This window comes from Cyanobium sp. A1C-AMD, from assembly GCF_024346495.1.
Lineage (GTDB): Bacteria > Cyanobacteriota > Cyanobacteriia > PCC-6307 > Cyanobiaceae > Cyanobium_A > Cyanobium_A usitatum.
Map to the genome: position 1 here is coordinate 1 of NZ_JAGQDB010000051.1, position 18,268 is coordinate 18,268.

Annotated in this window: 3 protein-coding genes and 1 pseudogene; 1 reads left to right on the forward strand and 3 read right to left on the reverse strand. The window is 58.0% G+C overall.

What is annotated here, in order from left to right:
- Nucleotides 1–14,576, reverse strand: a pseudogene (locus tag KBY74_RS09365) (hypothetical protein); the annotation flags it as partial.
- A 201-nt stretch (nucleotides 14,577–14,777) separates the two neighbouring features.
- A complete protein-coding gene (locus KBY74_RS09370; protein ID WP_254942465.1) occupies nucleotides 14,778–15,056 on the reverse strand; it encodes a hypothetical protein in 279 nt (92 codons plus the stop codon).
- 79 nt (nucleotides 15,057–15,135) lie between these two features.
- Here KBY74_RS09370 and KBY74_RS09375 point away from each other — a divergent pair, with 79 nt between their 5' ends.
- Nucleotides 15,136–15,447, forward strand: coding sequence for a hypothetical protein (locus KBY74_RS09375; protein WP_254942466.1), 312 nt, complete (start codon nucleotides 15,136–15,138; stop codon nucleotides 15,445–15,447).
- Between the two features lie 183 nt (nucleotides 15,448–15,630).
- Here KBY74_RS09375 and KBY74_RS09380 read toward each other — a convergent pair whose 3' ends face one another.
- Nucleotides 15,631–17,997 (reverse strand): hypothetical protein, encoded by a 2,367-nt coding sequence (locus KBY74_RS09380; RefSeq protein ID WP_254942467.1) that lies wholly within the window; start codon nucleotides 17,995–17,997, stop codon nucleotides 15,631–15,633.
- Nucleotides 17,998–18,268 lie beyond the last annotated feature (271 nt).

An 18,268-nucleotide genomic window follows, 5' to 3' on the forward strand; every position in this document is an offset into this window, starting at 1 on the left:
TGCCAGGAGAGCGTTGATGTGGGACTGGTGGCCGTCGCAGCGCTAGCCACTTGGGTGAGGAGGATGATATCGCCGTCGCCGGTATTGTATCCACCTCCAGTGGTGTAGCTCCTGAATGCGAGCACAGTGCGGCCTTGGAAGTTCGTGGCTGCAATGGGCGAGGTGACCTCGTAATTCAGCTGACCACTGATTCCAGAGTAGCTCCCGGTTGTTGAATCAAACGCTGATCCCCAGCTGCCGTTGGAGCCGCTATTGGAAGGATCATTGCTATAGAGATAGCGAAGCATTTGATAATTAGTGTTATAGCTGTCTTGACCGCCTCCATCGTTATTGGTGGGGAAGTATAGCGCTAGGCGTCCATTCTCGGCGATGAGAGTTGGCGAGTAAGCGGTCGACTCGTTGGTCGTGGTGTAGACCTTGTAATTGTTCCAGCTGCTTGAGTCTTGAGGTGAGCCCGAGCAGACAGCAATGTTGACATCTTGATTGATGTCCGTATAGGCGACGTAGAGCTTGCCTTGAAAATAGGTGGCACTCGGCGTGGTGTTATTGCAACTGCTGCCTTGCTGGACTGAGGCCTGCTGCCAGATGCCATTCTCCTGATAGGCCATCCATAGGCCACTGGCCTTACTGGTGCCACTGGTGTCCGCCCCAGAGAAGAACAGATAGGTCTGCCCCTCTGGGCTCACAACCGCGCAGGGTGGTGAATAGGAGTCAGCCGAAGCAGGGTTGGTGGCAGTTCCTGTGGAGGCCTTTGTCATCGATCCCGGCTTGAAGCCGAGAATCGGATCAAACCAGTTCTGCAGCGAGGGCAAATAGTTGGTGGTGGATGTGCCGGCGACGTCGTAGAGCTGAGCCCGGTTGTACGGATTGAGGGGCGTTTTGAGCTGATCCAGTCGGAAGCTGTTGGTGGCCTGATCGATCTCGAACAGGGAGCCATCCACCAGCACCGATTGGAGAGCACTGGGTTGGTCACTGCTCGTCGGGACGTAAGCCGGACCCTGCGGTGCGAGTGAGAGCAGCACATCATCGACGCCATTGCCGTTGACATCGCCAGCGGCACGGATGCTCCAGAGGGTCCAGCTCTGGCTGTTGGCCCCTGTGATGACGGTGGCGGAGGTGGGGTCGAGATAATCCTCGTAGCCGTCGCCATTGAGGTCGCCGAAGCCGGCGGTGCTGATCAGGGCGAGATCACCAAGGGGAATCCCAGCGGTGGGTTGGCCAATGGTGAAGGCCGCGTTGGACTGGAACAGCTGCTGGGCTGTGGCTGTATCGCCCGCCGTGGCGGTGAATGCAGCAGTGGAGGTGGGGAGAGCGGCGCTGTTGGATTGGCTGCGGCCGCTTTGGGAATCTGTGCTGGTGACGGTGAGCTGACCATTGCCACTCAGTGAGGCGACTGGGGTGCTGTTGCTGAGGCCTTGCCAGGGCGCCAGTTGCACGCTCTGCGCGTTGGTGCTGGGGTTGTTGTTGTTGAGTATCTGGCTGCTTGTGGCTGCGCCGCTGATCAGCCGCAGTCCGGTGGCGAGCGTCGGCGAGCTACTGGACGGATTGACGACCACGTTGTTGGCAGCCACCAGCAGATCATCAAAGCCATCGTTATTGAGATCGCCAACAGCGGAGAGAGTGGACTGGGTCTGGGAGCTGCTGAGGCTGGTGCTGGTCGGCAGCTCAGAGACGATGGTGGTGTTGATGGCGTTGTTGTAACCAGTGCCGTTGTTGATCGCGCCCACCAACACCGCATTGCTGTTGGCCGATGCCAGCAGGCTGAAGGAATTATTGGTGCCCGAGCTGGGCAGGCTGCTTCCTGTTGGGGCCTCCAGAGTGGTGAAGGATGACCAGGTGCTGCCAGAGTTGGCGCTTTGCTGAACCACATAAACAAGCTCATCATTGAGCTTGTCGGGATAACCCAAAAGCAGGCCTGCGCTGTTATTGGAAAGGCTCACGCCGCCACGGTTGGCTGTGGTGGGTTGTGCCGTTAACTCAGCAAAGTTCCAGGAGCTGGAACTGCCCGTGGACTGAGTGGAACTGTAGGTGAGATAGAGGGTATCGCTCGGACTCGAAGGTGTACCACCCTGATAGGCGATGTAGGTGGTGTCACTGTTTGAGCCTGATCCCGGTACGGTGGTAACGGCGAGATTGCCTGAGGCTGTCTGATTTCCGCCGCTGTATTGGATCGCCAGGCTGTTACTCCAGCCGCTTCCGCTTGTGGGATTCGAGGTTGCAGTGCGGTAGAGGTCGTTATTGGTACCGACGTAATAGGCGGCCAGTTCATTATTTTCACTCGTTATAGCGATGTATTTACACTCCTGATTATTGACCTGTACTTGGGTCCAGTAATTCGTGGCTGAATCCCCCACCATCACCTCTGTGTCTGTGAGGCTGGCAATGTAGATATCATTATTCGTTCCTACATAGCCCATATAGATGGCGCCATCAAAGGCTGTCAGCGAAGGTGCCTGATAGCTGCCGGCGTATGCGATGTTCGTAGGGGAAGTAGTAGTGTTGCTGTAGCCGTTGAGTACCTGTTGCCAGGAGCTCCAGGTTTGGCCGCCGTCGGTGCTGGAGTTCCAGAAGAGCAGCCCGTCATTGCTGTCTGTCGTGGTGTCATCACCAACTACGGCGGCATAAAGAACCCCGTTCAGTTCGGCAAATGCCGGAGCGCTGGGGGAAAGGCCGCCGTTATCGCCCGTCCATTGCGGCGTGAACGTGCCGATGTTGACCGTGCCGGTTTGCTGGCTGATGCTCCAGCCACTACTGCTGTCCGGAAGCTGAATGGTGGAGTTCAACCAGGTGGTGCTGTCTGGATCGCTGGCGTTGGGTACGGCGTTGATCCAGATCTGATTATCGAGCCCGCCGCTGTCGCGCACATTGGTCAGCAGCAGGTTGCCGTTGACGCTGACGGGTGTGCTGGCCAGAGCCGTGCTGATGCCACTGTTGGCAGCAGTCAGCGTGGTGCTCTGCCATTGCAGATCGGCATTGCTGGTGTTGATGCTGCCATCGGAATTGAACTGAACACCCGGCAAAGGCGCGCCACTGGAGCTGACGAAGTTGAGCCGCTCCAGGGTGATCGAACCGTCGCTGTTGGTGTATGTGAGTGCGAGACCCGTGTCGGTGGTGGTGAGCACCGGAGCGGAACTGATCGCCGGCTCACCGCTGCTGGCCGTGAAGCTGGAGGTGAGCTCCAGGCTGCCGCCACTCTGCGCTCCGGCGTAGACATTGATGGTGCCGTTGTTATTCAGGGCCAGTACGGGCACGCCACCCAGCCAGGAGGCGGAGGGAGCATCCGTGGTAGTAATCGGCACGAAATTGATGCTGCTGTCGCTCTCTGTGCGTTGCAACAGCTGCGTTGGTGTTGCCCAACTACCTTTTGCGTTGCTGCCGTCGGGAGTGGTGGAGTACGAGGAATAAAGATAAGTTATGGATTCATTGTCCAAGACCACTGTGCCGGCTTGCACTCCGCTGACATCATCGGGTGTATTAGCAGCTGCCAGCAAAAGCTCGGTTTCCGATAGCTGCAGGATAGAGACATTATTGCTCAGGTTCGACGATAACTGCTCGTTGTAGACATTTGCCTGGGTCCATGAACCATTCTGATCGTAGATTTGTGCGATCTGCAGGGCGCTGGGCGAGCCGGAATTGCCATAACTGAGATATAAACCATTAATGCCACCAGAAAGCCCTATTCCCGTGGCAATGCCTGGAGAAGCTGCGAGTTTTGACTCCCAATTGTTGCCCTTGTTGGCCATGTTGGCGTTACGGGGTGTAGTAACATAAATATCTCCAGGGTTGCCAATGGTGCCTGCTTGATAGGCAATATAGGTTTGGACAGGAGCCGAAGGTGCGGCATAGGAAGTGAGGGCCAAGGGACCAGAGGCAGTTTGATATTGCAAATCGGCACTATCTGTCCATCCCGTTGAATAACTAGGGCTTGTGGAATAGGTCTTGAGAATCTGGCTGTTACTGGAATCAACATAATAGGCAGCCAGCTGCTGGACATTCTCGACTTGTTCATTAATCAGACTGGCAAATTCAGTATTAGATTGTCCAGGAATTACATACGACTCGCTCCAAGTATTGGAACTAGTACCAGTAAGACTGGTGATGTTGATCTGATTTGAATTGATATAGCTAAGATAAAGTATTCCATCCATCACGGCGAGGGATGGTTGTCCCAATGTCGTTATACTTGAGCCATTCTGCGAAATAGTCTGCCAAGCCGTCCAGTTGGCACCGTTGTCAGTGCTGGAAGTCCACTGGATTGAATTGTTAGCACCTTGGATAGCCATGTAGACAGTGCTGCCTAGCATTGCTAGCGCTGGGCTGGATGGAGAAGAGGCGCTGGCCAAGTTGTTCGACCAGGTAATCGCCGAGGAATCATCAGCTGCCGTCCAAGTAATCCCCAAGGCGTCTCCGCGCTCGATCAGCTGGGGGCTGTAGGAGCTGCTGTAACTAGCGCTGGGATTAGCCGCATTACTTAGCTCGTAAGGGGTACTCCAGGCAGCGGGGTTGTTGCTGGTGGGATCCCAGCTACTGAGGCTTAGAGCTGGTATTGAATCAGTATTAAGGAAAGACAGGTAGAGCTTTTCGTTGTAGAAGGCCAGCGATGGGCCGGTGCTGGTGCTGAAGCCAGCGTTGCTGCTAGTTGTTAGATCAGTCCAGCCGTTCCAGGTATTGCCCCCGTCGGTGCTCTGGGTGAACCAGATGCTGGTGTCGGTGCTGCTGGCGTCTCCCTTGACGGCGACATACAGGGTGTCGCCCACGGCGATCACGCTGGGGGCGGCATCGGTGAGGCCCCCCAAGTAATCTCCGGGCAGGGGCGCCAGCGGCGCACTGGTGCTGGGATCCACTGCCGCGATGAAGCCGAAGCCCGAGCCGAGCGGTAGATCGTTGGAGGAGCGCCCATAGAGGATGCCGGTGCTGCTGCCGGCACCCTGGTTGCCGTCAGCCGCGCTGGTCAGGTTCTGATCGAGGAATAGAACGATGTCGTCCATACCATCGCCGTTGATGTCACCACCGGGGAGAACCTCGGTGCCGTTGGCAATGGTGAAGGAGTAGTAGTTGTAGGGATAATCCGCGAGCACTTCCTGGGTGTTTCCTCCCAGCTCTAGACGCACATTGGTGACGAGAGATCCGGGGCTGATCGAGATGAAATCGCCATAGCCATCACCGTTGAAGTCGCCGACCGAGCGCAGCGAGCCCTGGTTGCTGGTGGCCAGGCCATCAAGCAAGTAGCCGGTGTCGCTGGAGAGCTTGCTCAGCTGGAGACTGGTGATGGCCTCCAGGTAAGGATGCCCCCAGGTGAGGTAAGCGTTTCCATTGGTGCCGGAACCCAGGGGGATGTCGGATAAGCCATCGCCGTTAACATCGCCAGCCCCAAAAGTGCCTTGACCTGTGTAACCAAGGTTGCCAGAGCCAAGCTGGTTAAGGATGGCCGCAGTGAAGCTGGATGAATCGGCAGCACGCTGCATGTTGCCGATGGAGCTGAGAGCCACGTTGCCTGTGGCCTGGTTGGGGATGGTTTGGTTATCGCTACTCTGGGCGTAGCTGATCAGTTGATCACTGCCAAAGACCACATAGCCATTGCCCGAGCCACTGGAGGCGTTGAAGGCCTGGATTAATTGATCTTGGTAGCCATCGTTATTGACATCGCCAAGGTTGACGAGGCCATTGCCGAAGTTGTCGGCGCTTTCCGCCCCATAGAGGGTGAAACCACTGGCCTGGTGGGCCAGGAACTGGTTGTGGCCAAGGTTGATGTTGTTAACCCAGGCCGTGTTGCTCGGTGCGGTGAAATTCTGGGTGAGATCGATCATGTAGACGGCGCCTGAGCCACCGGCCTGGGTAGCACCAACCGAGAGAACTGCTTGATCGTTCTTGTTGGTGTAGTCGCCGAAGCTGAGGCTGGCGCCAAAGCCTGAATCGCCGAGGGTGTTCCAGGCGAGGGGACCGTAGAAGGTGGCGGCTCCATCGCTGGCTTTGGCGACGGCTTTGGCGGTGAGCTGACCGTCGAGTTGGCTGAGATCAAAGGTCTGGATGGCCTGGTTATTAACGTAGGTGGCCTCAGTGATGTCATCGACCTGCAGCATCTGCAGGTTCTGCATGTAGGTGGTGTCAGCTTCTGCGTTGAGCAGGTTGTCGGTGTTGACCCCCTTAACGGTGCTGACGCCCGGCAGAACGTTGAGGCTGCCGGCGGCAACGGTCTGGACCTGACTCACGGTGTAGAGACCGGCCACGGAGCTGTTTTTGGTGTCGTAGGCCTTGGTGATGGCGGTGATGGTGGTGCCGGCCGTCACACCAGGGCCGGTGATCAGATCGCCAACCTGCAGGTTGAGTTCCTCGCCCTTGAGCAGAGCAGTGACAGTGAGAGTTTTGTTGCTGATCGAAGCCTCAATCTGGGCGGGATCGGAGGGCAACTGGATTTTGATCAGAGCACCATTGCCTTCACTCGAGAGGGCCTTCTGGTTGCCATTGGAGGCCTGTTGAACGCTCTGGGTGCCGCCGAAGAGCTGGAAGGCCTGCACGCCGGGAGCCGAGACGGCGAGGGCGCCATAACTGGGGCTCTTGAGATCGGCGTTGACGGCGATGGCGGTGCCGAGCTGACTTCCCCAGAAATTGGTCTGTGGCTCGTTATTGGCACCGATGGTGGTGACGGTGCCGCCGCTGCCGAGGACAGGGTTGGCGACTGGGGTGGCTGTCCCTGTGTTCCAACCGTTGTTGGCTCCGCTGCTGGTGTAGCTGTAGAGAGCACCGATCGGCTGCAGTGAATTCAGCGGCGTGTCGGAGCGTGGATTGAGCTGGCGCAGGTAGTTGGGAGCACCGATCCAGAGGGTCTTTGTTTTGCTGTCGAAGGCGATGGCCGATCCGAAATTGGCCACCGTGGTGAAGTCGAGGTCACTCTGCGGAGGCTCGGGTGTCAGGACGGTGACAGCTCCTGCCGGTGGATTGGAGAGATTGAGAATGGTTTCGGCGCCGGCGTTGTTGAGATTGGTTTTGATCCAGGTGCCGTCAATGATCATCACGCGGCCACCACCATTGGCCTGGGGAGCGGCAATGATCAGATCACTGACGCTATCGCCGTTGACATCGGCGACCAGCATGGTCTGGCCGAAGTTCTGACCCCAGCCTTGTGTGGGATCGGCCTGAATGAGCAAGCCGCCGGTGCTGCTGGGGTTATTGGCGTCGCCGAGCAGGGGCAGGTTGGGCGACTCGGGTGAGAAGTTGCTGTCAGCGAGTGCATTGAGCCAGGTTGTTGGTGCCTGGGCCACGGTGCTGCTGGGGCTGCCGTTGTTGGACTGGCCGGTGTATTGAATCCAGATCCGTCCAGCTGGGTTGCTGACCGCGTTGGTGGAGAAGGGCTGCGCAATGGCCAGCCAGCCATTGCTGTTGTTGCTGCTGTCGATGTAGGAGCCCACCACCTGCGATTGCCCGAAGCTGTTGGCGGGTGCAGAGACGGCAGGACTGTTGGCAGCGGCCGTGGTGGATGCGCTTTTGAGGATGACGCCGCTGTCGATGTACTTGAGCTGCAGGGGAGCCTGCTCAATTACCGCGGCTGTAGCGAGGGCGGTGTTGCGGGTCTGATCCTGAGCAAGATCTGTGGCGAGGCTGGAGCTGGAGAATTGGCTCTCAGCGAGGTTGCCGGCGAAGTTGTTAACCGTGACCGCGGTGGGTGTGGAAACGGTGTAGGTGGTGTTTTGCTCTGCGAATGTGAAGCTGTAAGTGACCTTGTATTCATCTTTGAGTGGATCGGAGCTTGCCGGCAGCTGCTTTTTCGGCACCACCAGACTGATCGCTGGCGTGTTGGTGAGAACGGTGTAGTTGAAGTTGCTGCTGCTGCTCAGCGGTTGTAGGGAGCGAAGGGTCCGATCGCCGATCAGCACTTGATCAGGAGTCAGATTGATAGGGCTTGTTTGATCACCGGTGCGGAGGTTGGTGACAACGAGGCTGACCCCGGTGAGCAGATCGTTGGCCGGGGTGAAGAGCTGGCTGCTCTTGGTGCTGGAGGAGGTGCTGCTGCCTGAGGGCTCTGTTGTGGTGACCTGCCAGCCGGCGGAAGACCAGTTGCTGGTGGGAACCGTGATTACCAACGCATCCTGAAGGGAGCTGCCGCTGGTGTAACTGGGGCTTGTGGGTGCGAGTTGGAGGATCGGGTTGAGGGTGGTGGCCTGGGTCCAGGTGCCGGTGCTGCTGTCGAAGCTGCTGGTGTAGGTGGCCAGAGCAGCGTCGTTGGGATTCACCGTGCGGGCTGCCCAGTGCTTGTTCACCGCACCAGGAATGGCGCCGGGATCGGGCGTCTGTGTCTCGATGCTGTAACCAAGCTCGGCGAGAATGGCTAGGGCATCGCGGGTGCCGGGCGCGGGCCAGGCATTGGATGTGATGGGTTGGAACGCAACGCTGGAGAGGGCCCTGGAATAGATCGCCAGCTGATCGATCGCTCCGCCGTCATTGTTGGCGAGCAGCATCGCCTGATCGTTGAGGTTGATCAGGGGGTAGGGATTGAAGACCTCACTATCACTGGCGACCAGCTGATTGTCGACATAGAGAGAGGCGGTGCCCACATTGGTGGGGAGCTGCGTGACGATGCCGTCGCGGACGTAGGTCTGATAAGTGGGCAGGTAGGAGGCCACGATGTAATGCCATTGGCCATCGCGTAGGTCGGCGTTGAGGGTGTCTGTGGCCTGCGAGGTAATCGCGGAGCCATCGCCGATGTCGAAGACCAGTTGGCCGTCGCCGTTGACGGACACAGCCGTGCCGCGGCTCAGCACGAAGCGCAGGTCATAACCGTCGTAGCTTTCTTGGTCATAGGGGTTAGGAAGAGCGCTATCGCTGGTTGTGGTGATCGTGCCGTTATCACCGACGGAGAAATTGACCTTGGCTTCCCCTGTTTTTTGCTGGAACTCCCAGAGCGCCTCAAACATGGCGGTGAGATTGGCGTTAACGGTTGAGGTGCTGCCAATGCTGATCTGACCCTGTTGGTTAACGGGGATCAGGCCCTGGTTGAGCGTGGCTGAGTTGGTGTCAATCGCAATGCCATTGAGATAGGAATCCGGTTGTTGGGTCGTGGGATTAAGGGCGTTGGCGAATTGCAGTTGCGTTTGAGGAACGCTGGCAATCTTGTCGGGACTGACTTGCTGGTCATTGACCTGTAGATCTGCCGCTGTGAGTTGATAGTTTTCAAGGAATTGATTAACGCCTTCCAGTTCTGCGCCGCTGGCGAGGTTGGCGATCACCAGGGCATTGTTGTAGAGGTTGCTGCCGCTACCACTGCCGTCCTCCGCGGTGGTGTTTGCCCCAGTAGCAACCACACCCCACTGCCAGCCGTAGAGACTGTCACTGCTGACGTTGCTGGGGATCTCTGTGATCAGACCCTGGGCCGCTGCCTGCTCGTAGGTGAGGCGATCGACAAGGAAGCTGGCATTGAGTAGCCAGTTTTGAGGAAGTGTGTGCTCACCAACGGCTTGAACGGAGGGCTGGCCGTAGGCGACGAGACCGGCACCATTGGGATTACTGCCGTCCTCCAGTTTGGCCCAGAACTCGATCGTGTAAGGAGTGCTGGGTACACCGGGAGAGGAGTAGAACGCCGATTCGGAAATCGGCTCGCTGTAGCTCTTGTTGAGGGTGTAGGAGAGAATGCTGCCATTGTCATCCTTGTTGACAGCAACGACCATCGTGCCGCTGCTGAGACCTTCCCCGGCGATCAGATCGCCCACGGCCAGGCTGCCTGCTCCATCGGCCAGCACAAGCGTGTTGCCGTTGATCGAGCCTGTGAAACTGCTCACCGGCAGCTCAGACTCCGCATCAATGGCCTGCATGGTTGTGGATGCAACCGTCTGGTCCTGATCAATCAGATAGGTGCCGAGCCCAGCTGCATCTACCGATTGACTGCCGATGATGGAGGTGTTCGCCTCAAGACCGGCGCCGCTGAGGAGATCGCCCACTGCCAGTTGACCAGTACTGATCGCTGTGACGGTGAGGACATTGCCTGCGATCGAGCCGGTGAAATTTGTGATGCCGCTCGTCTGCGGGAAGCTGTTGAGGGGAATGTTGTTGGCGAGGTGGCGGATCTCACTGAAGGTGGTGCCCAGTCCGGTGGTCAGGACGCCCGTGCCATCGCTGTTCTGCACCGCCGTGGCCTGGGAAGCGCTGAGGGCACCTTGGATGGCGAAAGTCAGGCCAGTGTCTGAGGCGTAGGTGTCGGTGTAGCTGGAATCGACGGAACCGAGATTGATGTCGTTGATTCCGCTCTCGAGTTCGTTGAACTGCAGATAGATCTTGGGTGCATCCTGCAGAACGCTCTGGCGGTAGGGAGTACGAACCTCCTGGCTCCAGGTGATAACGGGCGTTTCGGTGAGGGTCTGATCGGCATTCAGGAATGCCTGTGAGGCCATCGCGATGTCGTTGATGGTGAGCCCGACATCAGTAGTGGAATTCCAGGGAATGGTCTGGATGGTGGAGTTGCCGTCCTCGTCGGTGAACAGATCATTCCACTGCAGGCTTTCCGCATTGGGATTGATCCAGCCGACCTTGATCTTAGCGGGATTTTGCAGTCCGGAATTCAGGTTTTCCGCTGTTCCCTTGATTGCGGCGATTGATGTTTCACTCCAGGCCAAAAGGGTGGCACTGCCTCCCGGCACGTCGGGATTGGGTACAGAGAAAGCCTGGAGGTGGCGGATAATGGCGGGTTCTTCTGGCGTGTAGAGATCGTTGATGTTGGGCGCTCTCCAGCCGGTATCGCCGCCAAAGTTGATGCGGAAGTTGATGCGTTGGTCGCCATAAAGCGCTTCCATGAAGTTCTGGAAGTTGGTCGCGCCGTTTCCTGGCGTGCTGTTGGGGACCACTGGATCGCTGGCTTCCACCCAGGCGACAAAGGTCGTGCCGGCCAAGCTCTTGTCGTCGTCTCCCACGATGCCGATGGCAGTGGGAGAGCTGGCGGCGCTAAAGCTGGGCACAGCGCCATACTTAATGGGGTCTGTGACGCTGTTGTAGAGAGCCTCAGGGGTTACATCCGAGGGCTCCATGGTGGTCTGGGTCACCACCCCATTGCTGTTGGTGGTGGTGGCATTGAGGTAAACAACATTGGCCTGTGGCTTGCCAGCGACGAGGCTGTTGGTGACATAGGTCACGCGGTTCTGCACCGGCCAGGCGGCCATGGCGGCCTCAACCGGCAGCAAATCGGAAATGCCGGAAGCGAGATACACCCCAGCGTTGGGCTGGTTTTCTTGAGCGCTGAATTGTTCATCAGCGACGAAATTGCTGTAGCCCAGTGCCTGGGGCTGTACCGCGTAGCTGGGTGCGGCGGTGCCGGTGGGCAGGCTTGCCACCACAGCGTCCGGCAGGCCCAACTGGATTTTGTAGCTGGTGGAGGCGCTCTGCTTGGCGAACAGCAGTGGTTGATCAAGGGTCACCTTGCTGATGGTGCCGGCATTGAGGGTGACGGTGGCGGTGACCGGGTTGGCTGGCTCAGCGCCGCTGGCTCCTGGATTGAGCAGCGTGAGGGGCGTAAAGGGCGTGGTGGGACTGCTGCTGGAGAACAGTTGAACGGCAACGCTGCTGTAGGTGTAGGTGCTGTTATCGGTGGATGCCGGAGGTGTGACCTGATTGCTGATGGGGTCGTAGAGGGGATAGATCACCCCATCGCTGGAACTCACCTCGGGAACATTGACAGTGGCAACACGCTCAATCAGCTGCTTCTGGATCGGCGCACCGGAGCGCGAGGAGTCCAAGGTGAGGAGCGGGGTGGTGCTCATCAGGACGCTGAGGGAATTGCTGCCGGGGGCTGGGGGTGTGGCGATACCTGTGGAGAACACATCCAGCATCAGGGCATAGACACCACTGTTGAATGACGTTTCGGGAAGATCGATGTAGCTGCCCTGGCCGACGATCTGGAAGGAAGCCGCAACAATCTGACCGTTACTGCCGACGTTGAAATTGACGCGAGCGGCTGATTGTTTGGTGCCGTCTGCGGTGATGCCAAAAACGGGGATATCGGTGTACTGGCCTGGATTGAGGCCCGAGCCAGCGTTGTAGAGCGTGAGGGCAAAGGTGCCGCTCAGGCTGCCGTTGGCTGGGTTGATGGTGTTGACCTGGCCGGCTTGGTTTGCCATGAGGGTGACCAGGGTCAGGTTGTTGGTCTGCCCTCCCAGTAGCGATACGTTGGACTTGCTGTTGGTTTGACCTGTAGGGATATCGGCAAGATAGGAACTACTGCCGGACTGGGGTGTGTAAGCGAAGGGATAGTTGTTGCCGGATGGATAGGTGACGTAGGCACCGTTCTTTGTAACGACGGCGTTGGTGTTGACGCTAGATTCACCGAGTTGTGCCTGGGTATTGCTGTCGCTATTGCCGTTCTGGCTGAGTTCGGTGTTGGAGTGCTCTCCCAGTTCCTTGGTGAGCATGTAGCTCAGCAGGGGGATGGAGCCGCCCATGGGCAGGGCGACGCCCAAGTTAACGAAGAAGGTATCTTCTCCTGTGCCTTTTTCTGCGCCGGCAAAGAAGCGGTCGTAGCGGTTGGCCAAGTTGGCCTGAAAGCCGATCACCGATTTCCAGAGATAGCGAAATGTAAGCCTGATATCCACCTCAAAGCCATAGGAGCGGGTGAGATTAGAATCAAGCAGAGTATTGGTACCTGCGATATAAGCCGCTAGCGAGCTGGCGGGGCCAAAGGCGGCAAGACCTGAGCCCACTGCAGCATTCAGATAGAGAGCTCTTTTCCTGGCTGTGAGTGATACAGCGTGTGTCGATAAGTCATTTGTTACTATGTCTGAATGTGAAGCATCACTCGCTAGTCCCCCACCGTCGATCCCGATCCCGAAGCCTGCTGCCATTGCTGCATTTTTTTGAATGTCTGCAAACATCCCCGCGCCGTAGGCAATATCTCCCAGCCAGCCAGGAAGATTCTCGCCTTCTTTTGCGCTGAGGATCTGTTGCAGTAATACCCCCGTTCCTGCCTGGGCATTGAGGGAAATGCTGCCCCCTGTTTGGCTCATCTTGACGGTGATGAAGTCAGCGTCAAAGCCGCCTGATTCTTGGGCAGTTAGGCTGGTCAGATCCTGGGGGCCGCGTCCCTGGAATTGATAGGCGGTTCTCAGGGTGAGCCCACCTCCGAGGGAGGTGCCATGTTGGATGGGAATCCATGCAGTTCTGACATTTTCTTCGTTAATAGCCAGTTCAATTTTCCCTTTGGCCTGAAGTCCCAGCTTGTTGGCATTTCCATATTCGTAGCCCCCTTTGAATACGCTGAGTACCATTGGGCCGCCATTGCCGATGTTGGCCAGGCCAAAGGTCCCCTTGATCATCGGGTGGCCGTGCGCTTCGAACCCGCCGCCAACTGAGGTTTTCCAGCCGAGGATATTGGTGTCGAGCATCGTGCTGGCCAAGGCATCGCTACCCAGGCCTGAGCCAAGCTCGATGTCATCGGCGAATTTTGTCAGCGGTGGGTTAAGCATGCTATTCGCATACTTTCTTGTGTCTTTGGCGAACGAAAGCTCTTCTCCGGCTCCGTCAAATACGTCATTCACCGCTGGCAAGTCGTCTTCGCCAACATCCAAGATTGCTTCGCTGCTTAGGGAGGAAAAATCTGGATCAATCGGATTTTCTTCTTGCGCCCTAGCCTGTTCATAGAATTCTTTGCTTGCTTTCAAGTGGGGTAGAACCCAGCGCAGCAGGTTCTGCCCGAACAGCGCTCCGGTGCTGAGGGTGGCCTGGCTACGGCCGTTGTTGTAATTGGTCTGTTTTCCGGCCCAGGGGGTGCTCTTCCCGCCATCGCTACTGTCCGGGGAGGAGCTGAGTTGGACGCTGCTGCTTTGCATCAGCGGTTCGGACTGCAGCATCAAGCTGCTCTGTTGCAGCGCGTTGCTGGAGGGCGCGGGGTTGAACACCAGGTTCTGCCGCGATAGCTGGGTGTTGCCAGAGAATGGGGACGGGCTGGGCGCGGTGGGCGCGATCGCACGCAGCGGTGTGAGCGGTTCTGAGCTACTGCCGCTGGTGAGGTCGTTGAGCGTCAGCGCGCCGGTGCTGGGATCGGATTGGATCTCGAACTGTGTTGCATACAGGTCGCTGTCCGCTCGATCTGCGCTGGCGGCCAGCTTCAGTTCAGCCTCCAGCTGCCCCGCGGGCGTGGCAGCCAGCTTGTCGAGCACAGCATCCACAGGTGCGTCCGCTTCCTGCTTCTGCACCACCAGTGAGAAGCCGTTGCCGTTGCCCTGCTCAACCAATGCGAAGGCTTGATCCTCCACCTGGTCGTCAGTGAGTGGTACCGGTGCCGACCAGTCGATCCGGCCGTCGCTCCCCCAGACACCCAAACTGCCGAAGACCTCGGCGCCGTTGCCCTTGCCCACCTGGTAAGCAAGCACGATGCCCGGCTGGCTGCTGGCTGTGCCGTTGGTGCTTTCGGTGGGCCAGAGGTTGCTCACATAGAGCGCCTGCAGCTTGTCGCCCCCTAAGGCACCCGGCACTTCCGAGCCCTGGTCCCAGCGCTGGGCTTCCGCATTCCATTGGCACTGCCAGATCGCGCCGTTGTCCGCCAGGAAGGCGTGGGCGGTGCCGTTGGCATCGTTGATCACCTGGATGCTGCTGGCGTAAGGCATAGCGGTGGGGGATGGTGCGGTTAGGGAGGGTTCGCAACGTAGGCGCGGCGGCCTGCTGCATATATGAAGTCAATATGGTCTTTTTTGTCGTTGCTTGGTACCCACCAAATGGGGGGGTTCCACTTCTGGCTGCTCAAGGCTCTGATGGGAGCCTCAATCCTGGTTGAAACGCCGAGCCATCCAGCTCTGGAAAAGCCCTGCCTAGGGGATGCGTTCCTCCTGCTGGCTGGTTTCTGGGTCGTTCCGGGTATTGCTGAGCCGCAGCCGCCTGGCCAGGAGCAGCAGCACCGCTGCGCTGGCAGCCACAGCCACCCAGCGTGCCGTCAACGACAGAGGGCTGAGGTTGCCCCGCATGGATTCAGCCCCAGTGGCCCCTGCCAGCACCATCAGGGCAAAGCGTGGGATCAGGGCCAACGAGGCCAGGGCATAGGGCTGCAGACGGGTGGGCCCCAGGGCACAGCCGGCATTCACCAAATTCATCGGGATCAGCGCCAGCCGCAGCAGCAGCAGAAACTTCAGCCCTATCCGCTAACGACCATGCTGCGAATCCACTCTGAGAGTGGCGATCGAGCCCACCAGGAGTGGTGGCTCGGCATTCATTGCCGAGGTGACGCTCTACTCCGCTGCCTTGGGTGTGGCGATCGCACAGGCCTGCTACTCCACGGGCGAAAAGCATGAGCATGCAGCGCTCCAACAGCTTCTCTGCCAGCTGGATCTTGATGGTGTGCTGACCTGCTCGGATGCACTTCATACGCAGAAGCCGTTTTTCAACAGCTCACGGAGCAGGGGGCAACTTCCTGCTGACGGTGTAGCCGAAGGCATCTCCGAAGGTGTAAGCGAACCAGCGCAGCTTCTACCGCCAGATCGCTAACCAACTGCTCGGGAAGCGGCCATGGCGATTAGCCACCCGGGAGCGAGCTCTAGCTAAAACATTGAATTAGCCCTGGGTTATGACGGGCTTAGAGCTGAAGTGCAGCCTCCGCGGCAGGTAGCTGCCGCCGCAGAAGCCGCAAGCTGCGCCTCAGCGCAGCTATGTCGTTGGTTGAGTTTGCGATCAGGCGAGGGGATCAGTCGGTTGAATCACAAAGGTTAAGCCGTTGCGGGAAAGTTTATCAATATCTGCATCGAGAAGGGTTGCGACGGTCCGATTATTGTAGGTAAAGCGAATATCGTCGCCGTACTGTACGAACGAGAGCTTGCCATTGAGAATGGCACGATTTTGGAAGCTACTTAGGTTGAGCACATCTCCTTCCGAAAAGTCGGTGATGGTGATTTCAGAGCGCTTAGAGTTGATGTAGAAGAGATCATCGCCGGCGCCACCGGAAGCGGTAATTTCAGCCGCGCCGCGCTTGACATATATGAGGTCAATCGCGTCAGATCCGTTGAAGCTCTGGAGCTGCCCAGGGCCGATGAACTCTACGTTCATATAGGTATCGGCAGCGGAGTTTTTAGAGATAGTACGGATATTTGCACCGGTGAGCTGATCGACGTTGATAAAGGAGCTGATGGCTTGAAAATCATTGGATTCAAGCTTCTTGTAGTTGATGGTGGCTGCATTCAAGGTGGCTGCAGAATCAGGTGATTGGGCGACGGACTCGAAGTCAACGCTTGACCAGTCAATCTTGCGTATTTGCTTCTTACTGAGTGTGCTGAAGTCAGCCAGTCCACTGTTGACAAGGTTGTAGTCGATCGTGCTGCTAGTGGAGAGGGGGGGGCTCAGGGATGGTTTCTGGCCGAGTTCGATTAGGTCGAGAGCTGTGTCATTGCTGCTCCGGAGGCTGAGGTATGCCTCACTTGGACGCGGATGAAGGTTGAACTTCAAATTGACGGCAACTTGACCGTTGTCGAGGATGTCCTGATCGAAGCCGATTAGAGCGTTGTTTGAGCTGGTCGGTTCTGTTGTGGCATCGCTGATGGAGGGCTGGACCACGGCGATGGTGCTTGTGGCATCGGCGGTGCTGCGGCGAGCGATGCTGAGCTTGAGCGCATCGGCACTGCCGTCATTGGTGTCGGCTCGGAACTCAAGGGAGGCGGTGCCGCCGTTGGGATCGGGGCTGAGGGAGAAGCCGGAGAGCACAGGTGGTAGGCCGGCGTCGCCCTCGGCCGACGTTGCAGAATCGATCAGTAGATGGAGCGGTACCAGTCGATCGCTGTAGGGAATCTCTTCCACCTGCAGCGAGAGGGTGCCGTTGCGCAACTGCGAGAAGGCCTCGCCGTTGATGGGAACGGTGATATCGAAGCTGGATTGGCCCTTGGCCAAAACGGCCACACCAGCAATGGCTGTGTAGTGCCGGCCAGGTTCAGCGGAGCTGTTGGCGGACGAGATGGCGTAGAGCAGGGCCCGCGGTTTTGAGGTGTCGGAGCTGCTGACGGAGAAGCGCGCCTCAGCGTCGGAGGAGTTGGTGCGGTAGCTGGTGAGGATCAGTCCGGAGCCAAAGGGCACGGTCTGGAGCACAGCTGAGGTGGTGGGGATGGGAGTGGATGTAGTCGGCGGGAAGCTGGTGGTGGTGACAAATGTCTCGCCACTGAACTCGTCGCTGAACTCGCTGGTTGGATCCGGTGCTTCCAGCAGTGCCGTGGATGCAGCCCTGAGGCTGGTGCTGCTGGCGTCTGTGGTGCTGACGTTGGTGCTGAGCCAGTTTGCGTTGGTGGCACCGTCTGGATTGAGCACGTAAACCAGGGCAGGGCTGTCACTGGTGGATGAGGCCTGCTCACCGCTGGCGTAGGCGCTCCAAAGGACACCGCCGTAATTGGTGTCAAAGGTGCTGTTGCGCTGGAACTCACTACTGAGGGCGATGAGATCGCTGTTATCAGGGGTGAGGAAGAGGATGCGATCGGGGTTGATCGCGTTGACAGCTGCCGCATCAAAGCTGAGGGTGTTGCTGCCGTAGTCGGCAGAGTTGATCAGTTCGATGCCTTGGAGTTTGGTGCCAGCGAAGTAGTCGGGCTTGGTTACATTGAGATAGAAGTTGTAATCCTGCCCAGCCAGCCCCTGGAGCAGCAGCTTGTCGAAACCACTGCCGGCATCGATGCGGAAAAAGGCGTTGTCTGTGATCGAGATCTGATCGTCGCCGGAGCCGGTGTAGATCACATCAGCACCACCATTGCTCTGCACTTGATCTGATCCGCCGAGGGTGTAGATCACATCAGCCAGTGGCGTGCCGATCATGGTGTCGTCGCCAGGTGTTCCCACCTGAGAAGCGATATTGAGGTAATCACCACCAAAAAGGACGTATTGGTTGTTGACAGACTCGGCGGGATCAGACGGATCGGAAAGCAGAATATCCGTGAAGCCATCGCCGTTGACGTCGATGTTTCCATCGATGGAGTAGCCGGCAATAGATTGCTGGCTGGCGCCACCAATGGTGAGGGTGAGATTGGCGATCTGAACCTCACCATTGGTATCGGTCCAGGTGCCCATCAGCTGCCCGTTCAGCATGAACGGGTTAACAGTGGCTGTGTTGTAGTTGCTGGCGTTTGAGGTTGACTGGGCGGCCTGATTGCTGTTGTACAGGTCAGGACCAAGTGCCTGACTGCTGGACATGCTCCATGTGCCGTCCGCTTGCCCCGCTGTGTTCAGGCTTGGCGCCAGTGTGTAGATCTCAGAACTGGGACTATTGCTACCAAAGTTCGGGGATGATGTCAGATAGAGCAGGGCCTGATCTGTAGTGAGGCCGACGCCGTTGACATTA

What these genes read in the sequence shown, in the direction of transcription:
- KBY74_RS09380 (WP_254942467.1), bottom strand. Translation starts at nt 17,997, where the DNA reads ATGGGCACCTGGACCGATACCAATGGTGAGGTTCAGATCGCCAATCTC.
- KBY74_RS09370 (WP_254942465.1), bottom strand. Translation starts at nt 15,056, where the DNA reads ATGAATTTGGTGAATGCCGGCTGTGCCCTGGGGCCCACCCGTCTGCAG.